The organism is Pseudomonas sp. ADAK13 (assembly GCF_012935715.1).
Taxonomy (GTDB): domain Bacteria; phylum Pseudomonadota; class Gammaproteobacteria; order Pseudomonadales; family Pseudomonadaceae; genus Aquipseudomonas.
Map to the genome: position 1 here is coordinate 1,609,091 of NZ_CP052860.1, position 14,048 is coordinate 1,623,138.

12 protein-coding genes are annotated in these 14,048 nt (G+C 61.1%); 3 read left to right on the plus strand and 9 right to left on the minus strand.

Features of this window, described 5'->3' with window-relative positions:
• Positions 1-6 precede the first annotated feature (6 nt).
• Together HKK54_RS07695 and HKK54_RS07700 are read left to right on the plus strand one after the other, a co-directional pair.
• Positions 7-579, plus strand: a complete 573-nt coding sequence (locus tag HKK54_RS07695; protein ID WP_169386495.1) for a HupE/UreJ family protein — start codon at positions 7-9, stop codon at positions 577-579.
• A 168-nt stretch (positions 580-747) separates the two neighbouring features.
• Positions 748-1,878 (plus strand): AGE family epimerase/isomerase, encoded by a 1,131-nt coding sequence (locus HKK54_RS07700; protein ID WP_010173918.1) that lies wholly within the window; start codon positions 748-750, stop codon positions 1,876-1,878.
• Here the strand turns inward: HKK54_RS07700 and HKK54_RS07705 are convergent.
• From HKK54_RS07705 to amaB, 9 genes are all read right to left on the minus strand, one after another.
• The gene (locus tag HKK54_RS07705) at positions 1,850-2,755 is read right to left on the minus strand and encodes a cation diffusion facilitator family transporter (RefSeq protein ID WP_010173916.1); all 906 of its coding nucleotides are present in this window, start codon (positions 2,753-2,755) and stop codon (positions 1,850-1,852) included. The two genes, HKK54_RS07700 and HKK54_RS07705, sit on opposite strands and share 29 nt — an antisense overlap.
• Before the next feature lie 224 nt (positions 2,756-2,979).
• Positions 2,980-3,747 carry an SDR family oxidoreductase gene (locus tag HKK54_RS07710; RefSeq protein ID WP_169386496.1) on the minus strand — a complete coding sequence of 256 codons (768 nt, stop codon included), beginning with the start codon at positions 3,745-3,747 and terminating at the stop codon, positions 2,980-2,982.
• A gap of 733 nt (positions 3,748-4,480) precedes the next feature.
• On the minus strand, positions 4,481-5,197 hold the full coding sequence (locus HKK54_RS07715; protein WP_010173912.1) for an ABC transporter ATP-binding protein: 717 nt from the start codon (positions 5,195-5,197) through the stop codon (positions 4,481-4,483).
• Positions 5,194-6,069 (minus strand): ABC transporter ATP-binding protein, encoded by an 876-nt coding sequence (locus tag HKK54_RS07720; RefSeq protein WP_010173909.1) that lies wholly within the window; start codon positions 6,067-6,069, stop codon positions 5,194-5,196. The genes HKK54_RS07715 and HKK54_RS07720 overlap by 4 nt, the downstream gene beginning before the upstream one ends.
• The gene (livM, locus tag HKK54_RS07725) at positions 6,066-7,343 is read right to left on the minus strand and encodes a high-affinity branched-chain amino acid ABC transporter permease LivM (protein WP_010173907.1); all 1,278 of its coding nucleotides are present in this window, start codon (positions 7,341-7,343) and stop codon (positions 6,066-6,068) included. Before livM ends, HKK54_RS07720 begins: the two co-directional genes overlap by 4 nt.
• 2 nt (positions 7,344-7,345) lie before the next feature.
• A complete protein-coding gene (locus HKK54_RS07730; protein WP_003217447.1) occupies positions 7,346-8,260 on the minus strand; it encodes an ABC transporter permease subunit in 915 nt (304 codons plus the stop codon).
• A 253-nt stretch (positions 8,261-8,513) separates the two neighbouring features.
• Positions 8,514-9,650: a branched-chain amino acid ABC transporter substrate-binding protein gene (locus tag HKK54_RS07735; RefSeq protein WP_010173904.1), complete on the minus strand. Its 1,137-nt coding sequence runs from the start codon at positions 9,648-9,650 to the stop codon at positions 8,514-8,516.
• Positions 9,651-10,026: 376 nt separating this feature from the next.
• Positions 10,027-11,310, minus strand: coding sequence for an L-pipecolate oxidase (gene amaA / locus HKK54_RS07740; protein WP_169386497.1), 1,284 nt, complete (start codon positions 11,308-11,310; stop codon positions 10,027-10,029).
• Between the two features lie 108 nt (positions 11,311-11,418).
• Positions 11,419-12,909, minus strand: a complete 1,491-nt coding sequence (gene amaB, locus HKK54_RS07745) for an L-piperidine-6-carboxylate dehydrogenase (RefSeq protein ID WP_010173900.1) — start codon at positions 12,907-12,909, stop codon at positions 11,419-11,421.
• A 154-nt stretch (positions 12,910-13,063) separates the two neighbouring features.
• Here amaB and HKK54_RS07750 point away from each other — a divergent pair, with 154 nt between their 5' ends.
• The gene (locus HKK54_RS07750; RefSeq protein WP_010173898.1) at positions 13,064-13,960 is read left to right on the plus strand and encodes a LysR family transcriptional regulator; all 897 of its coding nucleotides are present in this window, start codon (positions 13,064-13,066) and stop codon (positions 13,958-13,960) included.
• Positions 13,961-14,048: the final 88 nt, after the last annotated feature.

Sequence of the window (14,048 nt, forward strand, 5' to 3'; positions counted from 1 at the left end):
TTGTCCATGCGCCTCAATACACTTCTCGCCGCCGCAGCGTTGCTGCTCACCCCCGCCCTCGCCTTCGCCCACCCCGGCCATGGCGACAACGGCCTAGTGGCCGGTATCAGCCACCCGCTGGGCGGCATCGACCACTTGCTGGCGATGGTCGCCGTGGGCCTGTGGGCCGCCCAGCAAAAAGGCGCGGCGCGCTGGGCGCTGCCGTGCACCTTCGTCGGCACCATGTTGATCGGCGGAATGCTGGGTTTTGAAGGCCTGGCATTGCCGGCGCTGGAAAGCGGGATTGCCGCGTCGGTGCTGGCGCTGGGTCTGGCGGTGGCACTGGCAGTGCGTCCGCCGTTGTTTGTGGCGGTCGCAGCGACGGCGCTGTTTGCGCTGTTCCATGGCGTCGCTCACGGTTTGGAGCTGCCGGACATGTCCGGCCCTTGGGCATATGCGGTCGGGTTCGTCGGTGCGACGGCGGTTCTGCATGCGGCGGGTTATGCCGTGGTGCGCTTCCTGCCGGCGGCCGCAGCGCCGCTGGTGCGGGTGGCCGGGGCGGCTTCGGCGGCGACTGGGGTATGGTTGCTCGCTGCCTGAGATTTACGGCGTTTCCAATGGCCTCATCGCGGGCAAGCCCGGCTCCCACAGGAGTACTCATTCAACTGTGGGAACCGGGCTTGCCCGCGATGACGGACTCACAGCCACCACCTCCCTCAAGCCTGATACCATGTCGCGCAAACACCCCTGCCGTGACGACGCCAGCCGATGCCCATCGCTCCAAGCTCCGCCCTCAAGCCTCAATTGACCGCTGTGTTGACGCACTTCCACGACCTGATCGTGCCGCTCTGGCAAGGCCCGGGCTGGAATGCCGACCTGGCGCTGCCGTATGAAGCCCTGGACGCCGACCACCGGCCTTTGCCGCCGCAACGCTATCGCGCCATGGCCTGCGCCCGGCAGTTGTACCTGTTCGCCAGCCTGATCGGCGAGCCCGGTGCAGCCTTTGCCGAGGAGCGCGCCGCCGCGCTGTTCCGGTCCCTGCAACGGCACTTCCACGACGCCGAACACGGCGGCTGGTTCTACAGCATCGACGCCCACGGCAAGCCGCTGGATAAACGCAAAGACCTCTACACCCACGCCTTCATCATCTTCGCCTGTGCCCACTATTGGGCCAAGGTGCGCGAGTCCTTGGTGGAGTCGGTACTCGATGCGGCCCTGGAAGTGGTCGCCGAACGCTTCGCCACCGGCGACGGCCTGTACGAAGCGGTGCTGGAGCGTAACTGGTCATCCCTCAAGTCCGGCCCGCTGCAAAACCCGCTGATGCACCTCGCCGAAGGTTTCCTCGCCACCCTGGCCGTGCGTGAAGACGCCGTGACGCAAGACGCATTGCTGGACCTGGCCAATGCCATGCAGAAGCGCTTCATCGACCGCCAGCACGGCGTGATGATGGAAAAACCCCTGGGCGCTGTGGATAACTGGTTTGAGCCGGGGCACCAGTTCGAATGGTTCTTCCTGCTGGAGTCTTCAGACTTGCTGCGCGGCACGCCGCTGCACGCCTCTCTGAACAAAGCGTTCACCTATGCCGAGCAGAAGGGTGTGGATAACGCGACGGGCGCGGTCAGCGGCATGCTGGCCCTGGACGGCAGCGTACGCGACGGCACCCAGCGTATCTGGGCCCAGGCCGAATACCTGCGGGCGCTGACCTTGCGGCCCAACAGTGAAGTCGTGCTGCAACGCCAATTGCTGGCGCTGCAACAGCGCTTCCTGCACGACAAAGGCTGGAATGAATGCCTGGATGCCAAAGGGCAAGTCAGCCGACGGGACATGCCGTCAACCACGCCCTACCACTTGGCCACGTGCTACCTGGGCCTTACGCAATCCATTTGCGGTCCCCGGTAAAGCTGATCGTCAGCCAGCGCGCCGCGTCAGGCTTGCCAAGCCCTGTGGATATCTCTTCGCGCAGCCCGTCCAGGGTGGCGACGTTATCCACCGGGTAATCCGCCGGCAACACCACATGAATCTCGATAAACCGCGCCCGCCCGTGCTTCTGCACGTAGGACACATAGTCGTCGAAACCATGTTTGGCCTGGGCCGCGTCCATCACTTCGCGCACTGTGCCGTCCAGTTGGTCCGGCACAATCCCCAGCACGTCCCGTAGCGCCGGGCGCAGGATCTTGAAGGCCGGCGCCAGCATGCTCAACGCCAGCAGGATCAGGATCAACGGGTCGACATACACCGCCCACTGCCCGTAGCCCTGGGACTTGAGCAACAGCGCAGCCAGGAAGCTCACCAGCAGCCCCACCGACAGCATCGCGTCCACCAGCCAACTGATGTTGTCGAACTGGATCAGCGACGATTTGAGCGTGCGGTTGCGATAGCGCACATAGAAGAAATAGGCGAACTCGACGACGGTAAACACCGCCGCGTAGATGATCACCAGGCCCAGCTCGATATCGCGACCGCCATTGATAATGCCGAACACACCGTTGAGAAACGCGTAGATGGCGATCAACAGCAAAAAGCTGCCTTCGATCAGCAGCACCATGGGTTCCAGGTGCCAGTAGCCGAACTGGAAGCGTTCGTTGCTTTTCTTGGCGATCAGCTTGGCCGTGATCAGCATCAACACCTTGATGGCGGTGGCGATCAGCGAGAAAAAGCCGTCGAATAAAATCGATTGGGCGCCCGACACCACACCCGTGACAATCCCGGCGATCGCGACCGCGAACATCAGAATCGTCGATTGTTTGAGCAGCGACTGCTCACCTCGGTTACTCACATATCCTCCTGTCAAAACCTTAAAACCGCACAACGCGGCGGGGTTTTCAGGGGTGGAGTGTACCTTATGTCCTGTTTTGGCCGATTTGCCGTATTTTCCAGGCTGACAAAAACCCTGTGGCGAGGGAGCTTGCTCCCGCTGGGGCGCGGAGCGGCCCTGGCTTTTTTGGGGCCGCTTCACAGCCCGGCGGGAGCAAGCTCCCTCGCCACAAAAGCTCGCCGTACTTAGCCCTTGGCGCCACGCTCAATCGCAAACCCGGCCCAGGTCTGGCTCACCGGCATCAGCTCCAGGCGATTGATGTTCACGTGCGCCGGGGTGTTCAGCACCCAGAAGATCGTGTCCGCAATGTCCTGCGGCTGGATCGGCTCGGCACCGGCATAAGTCGCGTCATAACGCGCCTGGTCACCGGCAAAGCGCACCAGGGAGAACTCGCTTTCGCACAGGCCCGGCTCGATGTTGGTCACACGCACGCCGGTGCCTTGCAGGTCGCACCGCAGGTTCAGCGAGAACTGTTTGACGAAGGCTTTGGTGCCGCCATACACGTGGCTGCCCGGGTACGGGTAGCTGCCAGCGATGGAGCCGAGGTTGATGATGCCGGCGCCACGGCCGTGGGCGATCAGGCGCGGCAACAGCAGGCTGGTGGTGGTCAGCAGGCCCTTGATGTTGGTGTCGACCATGGTTTCCCAATCGTCGAGGCTGCACTTGGGCGCAGGGTCAGTGCCCACTGCCAGGCCGGCGTTGTTGATCAGCCCGCGCAGGGTGCTGAAGGACGGCGGCAGGTTGGCGATCGCCTCTTCCATGGCCTTGCGGTCACGTACGTCCACCACTAGGCCGTGCACTTCGGTCTGCTTGGAAAGCTCGGCACACAGGGCGTTCAGACGCTCTGCGCGGCGGCCGGTGAGCACCAGTTTCCAGCCGGCTTCGGCAAAACGCCGGGCACAGGCTTCGCCAAAACCTGAGGTCGCGCCAGTAATAAACAGCGTATTGGACATGGTGTTCTCCTTGCAGGGCTACGAGGTAAAAAATCAGCCAGCAGAATGCCCGGCTGCCGGGCTGGCGGCAACTGATACACGCTGTGGGGAGAGGTGAACGCCTCTCATGTTGTACGAAATTCAACCAATCACTTGAAACCCATACGGGCCGTGGCGTGCAGCCATGTGCGCGCACCTTATCCACAGCCCCGTCCACAGTCTTTGGGGGCAAGTGCAAAAGCTGAAAGCCGCGGTATACAAGGCTTTCAGCGCGATTCAAAAAGTTTTTTGCTTGACCTGAGCCAAGCCCTATGTAGCCCGGTTCAAAACAGTGCAACCAGGACGATGGCTCCAGGCCAGTCATTCCGGCCCCTGCGGCACTCTTTCCAGAGTTTAGTCACAGACTTATCCACAGGATGGAATGACATATTCCGGTCATATACCTGTGTCTTTAAACAGGTTGACAAACCCTTCGGGTGGTCACGAAAAAACCGCTGATCAAAAAACAACCACAGCGCTGCAAGCCACGAAAACAAAGGCCTCCAGCCAGCTACTCCCACGTTACCCACAGCCGGTTCCACAGTGGTTGGGGACAAGTCAAAACTGTGACAAAACAGGGATTTGCGGCGGCTATATGTCGCGCTTTGGCAGGTGCCTGGATTTGTTGTCCACAATTTCGGGAAAGCACTGTGGATAGCCAAAAACAAGTGTGGGAGCCGAAGCTCCCACACAGGTATTACCGCTGAATCAGCAATCAATGCCCGCCCAGATAAGCGTTACGCACCTCCTCATTCACCAGCAGCTCCTTGCCGGTGCCTGTGAGGCGAATCTCGCCGTTGACCATCACGTATGCCCGGTCCGACAAGCGCAACGCATGGTTGGCGTTCTGCTCCACCAGGAAGATGGTCATGCCGGTGGACGCCAGCTCCCGCAGCGTGGCGAAGATCTGCTTCACCACAATCGGCGCCAGCCCCAGGCTCGGCTCGTCCAGCAGCAACAGCTTCGGCCGGCTCATCAGTGCACGGGCGATGGCGAGCATCTGCTGTTCGCCACCGGACATGGTCATCGCCCGCTGGTTACGCCGCTCCTTGAGCCGCGGGAACAGCTCGAACATGCGCTGCATGTCCTCGGTGGCGAACTTGTCGCCAATCGGGATGGTGCCCATCAACAGGTTTTCCTCGACGGTCATGTCGGGGAACACCCGCCGGCCTTCCGGCGACTGCGCAATACCGTTGGAGGCGATGTAGTGGGACGACTTGTGGGTAATGTCCACGCCGCGGTAGATGATCTGCCCCGACTCGGCCCGTGGCTGGCCGAAGATCGACATCAGCAGCGTGGACTTACCCGCGCCGTTGGAGCCGATCAGGCTGACGGTTTCGCCTTCGTTGATGTGCAGCGAGACTTTCTTCAAGGCCTGGATCGGGCCGTAGAACACGTCCAGGTCTTTCAGTTCGAGGATTGGTTCACTCATACCAGCTCCTCTTCATCAGCGCCCAGGTAAGCCGCGATCACTTTAGGGTCGTTACGGATCGCTTCCGGGCCGCCTTCCGCAATGACGTTGCCGTGGTCCAGCACCACGATGTGGTCGGAAATACTCATCACCATGCCCATGTCGTGTTCGATCAGCACCACCGTCAGGTCGTGTTCGTCCCGCAGCAGGCGAATCATCGCGCTGAGGGCTTCGGTTTCCTGGGGGTTGAGGCCGGCAGCCGGTTCGTCGAGGCAGATGATCTGCGGCCGGGTGCACATGGCGCGGGCGATTTCCAGGCGGCGTTGTTGGCCGTAGGACAGCTCGCCGGCCAGGCGGTTGGCGCAGTCCACCAGGTCCACCACTTCCAGCCAGTAGAACGCATGGTCGAGGGCGTCGCTTTCAGCCTTGCGGTAGCCCTTGGTGTTGAGGATGCCCGCGAGCATGTTGCGGTTGACCCACATGTGCTGGGCCACCAGCAGGTTCTCCACCACCGACATTTCCTTGAACAGGCGAATGTTCTGGAAGGTACGCGCCAGGCCTGCACGGTTCACCAGGTGGGTGCCGCCGAACATCTTGTAGAACACCCGGCTGAAGAAGCTTTTCGGTGAGACAAAGTCGGTGGCCTTGAAGCGCTCGCCGAGTAACTGGATCACGTTGGTCTGCTTGCCGCGCACATTGAGTTCGATCTTGCCGCCGGAGGCTTTGTAAAAACCGGTCAGGCAGTTGAACACCGTGGTCTTGCCGGCACCGTTGGGGCCGATCAGGGCGAAGATCGAGTTGCGTTCGACCTTGAGGCTCACATCGCTCAAGGCCTTGATGCCACCGAAGTGCATCATCAGGTGTTCAACGGAAAGGACGACTTCCTTGCTCATGGCGCCACTCCTTTACGTGGGACGACACCGGTACGGCTGATGCGAATCAGGCCTCGTGGTCGCCAGATCATCATTACCACCATCAACACGCCAAACAGCAGCACACGGTATTCAGAGAAGCTGCGCAGCAACTCGGGCGCCACGGTCAACACGAACGCGGCAATTACCACGCCGACGGTGGAGCCCATGCCGCCCAACACCACGATGGCGAGGATCAGCGCCGACTCGAAGAAGGTGAACGACGACGGGTTGACGAAGCCCTGGTAGCTGGCGAAAAACACCCCGGCCAAACCGGCAGTGGAAGCGCCAATGGTGAACGCCGAGAGCTTCACCAGCACGTGGTTGAGGCCCATGGAACGGCAAGCGATTTCATCTTCGCGCAAGGCTTCCCAGGCGCGGCCCACCGGCATGCGAGTCAGGCGGTGCTTGATGTACAGCACCAGCAGCACCACCAGGAACAGCACGATGTAGATGAACAGGAATTTGAAGTTGGCGTTGTAGTCGATGCCGAAGAATTCGTGGAACGGCACCCCGCCATCCTTCGCCTTGCGCACAAACTCCAGGCCGAAAAACGTCGGCGACGGCACCGGCATGCCGTTCGGGCCACCGGTAAACGACAGCCAGTTGTTCAGCACCAGGCGGATGATTTCACCGAAGCCCAGGGTCACGATCGCCAGGTAATCGCCGTGCATTCGCAGTACCGGGAACCCGAGTATGCACCCCGCCAACGCGGCACAGATGGCCGCCAACGGCAGCACCGACCAGAAGCCCAGACCGAGGTATTGATAACCCAGCGCCAGCCCATAGGCACCAATGGCATAGAACGCCACGTAGCCCAGGTCGAGCAGCCCGGCCAGGCCCACCACGATGTTCAGGCCCAGGCCCAGCAACACGTAGATCAGCCCGAGGATCACCACGGTCAGCAGGTATTTGTTGGCGAAGAACGGGAAGACGATGGCAATCACGATCAACGCCGGGATGATCCAGCGCAGGCGCGATTTGTAGTCCGGCTTGAGCACGTGCACACCGGAACCGGTGCTCTCAAATCCCTGCAGAATCCGCAGGCCCTTGGGGGTTTGCAGGAACAGGCTCATGGCGAACCGGCCGACCATCACAATGGCCACCAGGATGCCGACACGCGCCGGTTCCAGGTTGAAGCTGTAGCCGTCGAGGACCACGCCGACGATCGGACCGAACACGATCAGCGAAATCAGCCCGGCGAGTACCGCATCGACGACACTTTTCTTGATATCGATAGAGTAGGCAGCAGACATAGTTATACCTTCGCCACGAGTGGGCGACCGAGCAGGCCCTGGGGACGGAAAATCAGGATCACCACCAGCAGGGAGAAACTGAACACGTCTTTGTAGTCAGAGTTGATCAACCCCGAGAACAGCGACTCGGAAATACCCAGGATGATCCCGCCGAGCATGGCCCCAGGCAGGGAACCGATGCCGCCGAGTACCGCTGCGGTAAATGCCTTGATGCCGATGATGAAGCCGGCATAGAAGTCGAACGTGCCGTAGTTCAGGGTGATCAGCACACCGGCCAACGCGGCCATGGCGGCACCAATCACGAATACGTAGGAGATGACCCGGTCGGTGTTGATGCCGAGGATCGACGCCATCTTGCGGTCTTGCTGGGTAGCGCGGCACATGCGGCCGAGCTTGGTGTACTTGATGATGTAGGTCAGCAGGCCCATGCCGACGAACGCGGCCACCAGGATGAACACCTTGGTGTAGGTCAACTGCACGAACCCGGTGCCGATGTCGACTCTCCAGGCGCCGGCCAGCAGCGTCGGGATGCCTTGTTGCTTGGCGCCCTGGGCGATCTGCGCGTAGTTCTGCAGGATCAGCGAGATACCGATGGCGCTGATCAGCGGTGCCAGTCGGGTGGAGTTGCGCAGCGGTTTGTAGGCGACACGCTCAATGACCCAGCCGTAAACGCCAGTGACGACGACGGTGAAGATCAGGGTGCCGAGAATGAGCAGCGGGAAGGATTCGATGCCGAAGTAAGCCAGCAGTGCCAGACTGATCGCCGCGAGGTAAGCGGAAATCATATAAACCTCGCCGTGGGCGAAGTTGATCATGCCAATGATGCCATAGACCATTGTGTAGCCGATGGCGATCAAGCCATAGACCGACCCGAGGGTCAGCCCATTGACCAGTTGCTGCAGGAATATACCATCCATAACGCAATCTCACGCAGTGAGAGCCTGCACACCTGTGGGTGTGCGGTTCTTCTAGGAGGAAAAGACAGACACAAAAGGGGCTGGCAACCAAGTTCCCGTGCGGGAGCTGGCTTGTGTGGGAGCCGGGCTTGCCCGCGATGCAGACACCTCGCAATGTCAGTCAAACCGAGGTGACGCTATCGCAGGCAAGCCAGCTCCCACAAAAGCCCGGCTCCTACAGGGTCAAGTGGCGTCTAACCAATCGCGCTAACTATTACTTCTGCTTTTCCAGCTGGTGATACTTGCCGTCCTTGTCCCACTGGTAAACCACATAGTCGGAGACTTTCAGGTCGCCCTTGGCGTCCCAATTCTTCTCGCCCATGACGGTTTTGACCGGGTGGGCTTTGAGCCACTTGGCCGCGTCTTCGCCTTTGTTGGACTTGGCGCCATTGAAGCCGGCGGCCAGGGCCTGGATCGAAGCGTAGGCGTACAGGGTGTAGCCTTCAGGCTCGGTACCGGCCTTGCGGAACTGTTCCACGACGGTCTTGCTGTCTGGCAGCAGGCGAGGGTCGGCGCCGAAGGTCATGTACACGCCATCCACGTACTGCGCACCACCGGCGGTCGCCACCAGTTCATCGGTGACCACACCGTCATCGGACATGAACTTCACGTCTTTCAGGCCGGCTTCACGAATCTGGCGAACCAGTGGACCGGCTTCCGGGTGCAGGCCGCCGAAGTACACGACGTCAGCACCGGTGGAGCGGATCTTGGTGACCAGGGCGCTGAAATCTTTCTCGCCACGGGTCAGGCCTTCTTCCAGCACCGGCTTCACGCCGCGCTTGGTCAACTGCTGTGCAGTGGCGTCCGCCAGGCCTTTGCCGTAGGTGTCCTTGTCGTTGATAACGGCAACTTTCTTGCCCTTGAGCACGTCGACGATGTAGTCGCCGGCCACGATGCCTTGCTGGTCGTCACGACCACACATACGGAACACCGCCGACAGGCCGCGCTCGGTGACCTGCGGGTTGGTGGAGCCCGGGGTGATCATGATGATGCCCGCTTCGTCGTACACCTCGGACGCCGGGATAGTGTTGGACGAGCAGAAGTGCCCGACCACGCCGATCACTTTGTCCTGGTCTGCCAGACGGTTGGCCACGGCCACCGCTTGCTTGGGTTCGCAGGCGTCGTCGCCGGCCACCAGTTTGATCTGCTCGCCGTTGATGCCGCCGGCCTTGTTGATGACATCGGCTGCCGCCTGGGCACCTTTCATGTACTGCTCACCAAATGCCGCGTTGGCGCCGGTCATCGGCCCCGCTACGCCAATCTTCACATCAGCTTGAGCAAACGCAGAAACACCCAGCGCAGCAGCAACTGCGAGGGCTAGAAAACCTTTCTTGTAAAACGTCTGGGACATGAGTGGTGCTCCGAGGTTTTTGTTGAATTGGCACTGCAGCTTCACTTCAAAAACTTTCGAGGAAAGCCCAGAGCAAGCGGCGTGCCATTACGTTTTTATTATTCAAAAAGACACGGTGTCATTGTTATTGCAGGTTTTTGGGCGCCTTTTGATTGGACGTGCAACCGTCTATCTCAATCGGGTGCAACCATTGGATCCATAAAGTGCAACCTTATGGATCCAACACTGCAACCCGGCCATTAAAGGGCCACCCTTGAGCCTGTAACAGCGTGCGTAACGGAAGTGCACATTTACAGTGCGTTACTGCTACGACTCGCACCAATACAGATTAGTAGCCGGCTAAGAAAATGCAGGCTTCTGAGCGGTATTTCGTTGATCAGATCACGATCCGCAGGCATTGGCCCGCGTGATACAGCGAGAAGCCCGCCTCATACAGACAGCTGCGCAGGCCCACGCCGGCCAAGGGCTGCATCGGTGCAAACGGGATCGGCAGCGCCTGTGGATCCTGGTGACACAGGTAATCGGCAAAGGCCTTGCCCACCACACTGCCGGTGGTCACCCCACGCCCGTTGTAACCGGTGACCGCCACCAGCCCGGGCGCCGGCTCGAACAAACGCATCAAGTGGTCCGGGGTGAAAGCGATACAGCCGGTCCAGGTGCACTCCCACTGCACCGGTTTGAGGTACGGGAAGTAGTGCTGTTGCACCCGATCGGCCCAGGCCTTGAGGAACCACGCGGGTTTCTGGTTGCCATTGCCCAGGCTGCCGAGCAACAGGCGGCCTTCGGCGTCGCGGCGAATGCTGCTGAGTACCTGGCGGGTGTCCCAGGAGCCCTGCCCGCCTGGGAGGATTTGTTGCGCAGCGTCGTCGGTCAGCGGGGCCGACGCCACCTGGTAGTAATAACCGGGGAAAAAATTGCGGCGCAGCTCGGTCCATTCGCCCTCGGTGTAGGCGTTGGAGGCGATCACCACTTGCTCGGCCTGCACCGAGCCCTGGGCAGTTTGCACAGACCAGTGCTGGCCCTGGCGTTCCAGTTGAGTGACCGGGGAATGGTCGAACAACTGCCCGCCCAGCCCGACGGCGGCATTGGCCAAACCGCTGGTGTAGGCCATCGGGTTCAGGGTACCCGCACGCCGGTCCAGCAAGGCGGCGGCGATCTTTTTGGTACCGGTGGCTTGCTCGCATGCCGCACCGGTCAACAGCTCCACCGGGGCGCCACGACGCTGCCACTGCTCTTCACGACTGCGTAAATCCGCCTCGCCCCGGGCGTTGTGCGCCATGTGCAAGGTGCCCTCGCGGCGCAGTTGGCAGTCGATGTTGTATTTGTCGATCAGGCTGAACACCAGGGACGGTGCCGCGCCGAGCATGCGGTTGAGCTGGCTGCCCACCGCCGTGCCAAAACCGGCTTCGATCTCGTCCGGCGGAATCCACATCCCGGCATTCACCAGGCCTACGTTGCGCCCCGAACCACCGTGGCCGGTACGATGGGCTTCGAGGACGGCGACGCTTTTACCTTGTTCCAGCAAGTGAATGGCTGCCGACAAACCGGTGATACCGGCACCGATCACGCAGACATCCACGTTGACCTCGCCCTTGAGCGCAGCCCGATCCGGCCGGCCAGGGGTGAGCTGTTCCCACAAACATGCTTCGCGTAATGCCATTGCCAGACTCCGATGAGACCTAACAAACCACTATTTTGATGTGCGAACCCGATCAACTGTGGGAGCTGGCTTGCCTGCTCCCACATTGACCTCACTTCGAGCAGAGACTCAGTCGAAGGTGATGCCCTGGGCCAGCGGCAATTCCAGCGAGTAGTTCACGGTGTTGGTCTGGCGACGCATGTAGCCGCGCCATGCATCCGAACCCGACTCACGCCCGCCACCGGTCTCTTTCTCACCGCCAAACGCGCCACCAATCTCCGCGCCACTCGGGCCGATGTTGACGTTGGCAATCCCGCAGTCGCTGCCCACGGCCGACATGAACTGTTCGGCTTCACGCACGTCGGTGGTAAAGATGCACGACGACAGGCCTTGAGGCACGGCATTGTTGAGGCGCAGCGCTTCAGCGAAATCGGTGTAGCCCACCACGTACAGAATCGGCGCGAAGGTCTCGGTGCACACCACGTCACTCTGCTCCGGCATTTCCACGATCGCCGGCGACACGTAGTAAGCGTTGGGGAATTTGTCCTCCAACTGACGCTTGCCGCCAAACACCCGGCCGCCTTCGCTCAAGGCCTGTTCCAGGGCGTCCTGCATGTTTTCGAAGCTGTGTTTGTCGATCAGCGGGCCGATCAGGTTGCCTTCCAGTGGATGGCCGATGCGCACCTTGGCATACGCGGCCTTGAGGCGGGTGACGATTTCCTCTTTCACCGACTCATGGGCGATCAACCGGCGCAGGCTGGTGCAGCGCTGCCCAGCGGTGCCGACGGCGCTGAACAGGATGGCGCGCACGGCCATGTCCAGGTCGGCGCTTGGGCCGAGGATCATGGCGTTGTTGCCGCCCAGTTCGAGAATGCTGCGGGCAAAACGCGCGGCGACTTTCGGCGCCACTTCGCGGCCCATGCGGGTGCTGCCAGTGGCGCTGATCAGCGCCACACGCGGGTCATCCACCAGTGCGGCACCGGCGTCACGACCACCGATAATCACTTGGCTCAGGTACTCGGGGGCGCCGTCGAATTTCTTCAGCACGCGCTCGAACAACGCTTGGCAGGCCAAGGCGGTGAGCGGGGTTTTTTCCGAGGGTTTCCAGATCACCGCGTTGCCGCACACCAGTGCCAGCGCGGTGTTCCACGCCCACACCGCCACCGGGAAGTTGAACGCACTGATCACGCCGACCACCCCCAGCGGGTGCCAGGTTTCACGCATGTGGTGGCCCGGGCGCTCGGAGGCGATGGTCAAGCCATACAGTTGGCGCGACAGGCCGACGGCGAAGTCGCAGATGTCGATCATTTCCTGCACTTCACCCAGGCCTTCCTGGGTGATCTTGCCGGCTTCCCATGACACCAGCTCACCGAGGTCGGCTTTGTACTCGCGCAACACGTCGCCGAACTGGCGCACCAGCTCACCACGGCGGGGTGCCGGCACCTTGCGCCAGGCGTCGAATGCATGCTCGGCGCGACTGACCTGCTGCTCCACCTCGGCGGCACCTTCCCAGTGCACACTGGCAATCCGGCTGCCATCGATGGGCGAATGCACGGGCTGTTTGCCCGACTGGTACAGCGCCGGGTTTACCCCGAGACGATCAAGCAATGCGGCAACCATGGGTCACTCCTTCAATCTACAAACAGAAATTTGCGCCGCCAGCTGTCGCGGCGATCCAGACCTTATTTGTAGCTGGCCCAAGACTTGCCAACAAACGACGATTAGGCGAGATATCATTCCGTTTATTCATGCTAAGAACAAAAAGAGGCGTGCCGTGCTGAATAAAAGACATTTGCCCTCGATCACCGCCTTGCAGTGTTTCGAAGCGGTCACCCGCCACCTGAGTTTTACCCGCGCCGCCGAGGAGCTGAACCTCACCCAGAGCGCCGTCAGCAAACAGGTCGCGCAGCTGGAAGAACTGCTGCAGCACCTGCTGTTTCGCCGGGTACGCCGCCGCTTGCAGATGACCCCGGCGGGCGATTTGTACCTGGTGGAAGTCCGAAAAATCCTCACCCAGGTGGAGATGTCCACCCATTACCTGCGTTCCTACGGCGGCGAGACTGAAGTGCTGCGGGTGTCCACGCCCTACACCTTCGGCGCTCGCTGGCTGGTGCCGCGCCTCAAGGGCTGGCGGCTGCGCCATCCGCAGATTCACCTGGACCTGTGCAACGAACAGGAACCAGACGAGCTGCTGCAAGGCAAGGCCGACCTGGCCTTCTATTTCGGCCAGGGCTCACGGCCCGGCACCGAGAGCCTCAAGCTGTTCAGTGAAGAGCTGGTGCCCGTGTGCTCGCCCGACAGCCTGCCCGCACAACCGTTTACAGACCCCACGCAGCTCAGTGAACTGGTGCTGCTGCAAAACGCCTCGCGCCCTCAGGGCTGGCACGACTGGTTCGCGGCCCAGGGCTATCACACCGAGCACAGCTACCACGGGCCGCGCTTCGAGACCTTTTATATGTGCATCCGCGCCGCGCAAGTGGGCTGTGGTGTGGCGCTGCTGCCACGGTTCCTGGTGGAAGAAGAATTGGCCGAAGGCAAGCTGGTGATCCCCTGGCAGCACGCGATGCCGAGCCAGGATGCGTATTACCTGGCGTATCCCGAGCACTCGGCGGAAGTGCCCAAGGTGCGGGATTTTGTGAAGTGGATGATGGAGCAAGTCGAGTCAGTTTGATTTTTTTGGCCTGCAATACCGCTATCGCAGGCAAGCCAGCTCCCACCTTTTGGAATGCATTCACCTGTGGGAACTGGCTTGCCTGCGA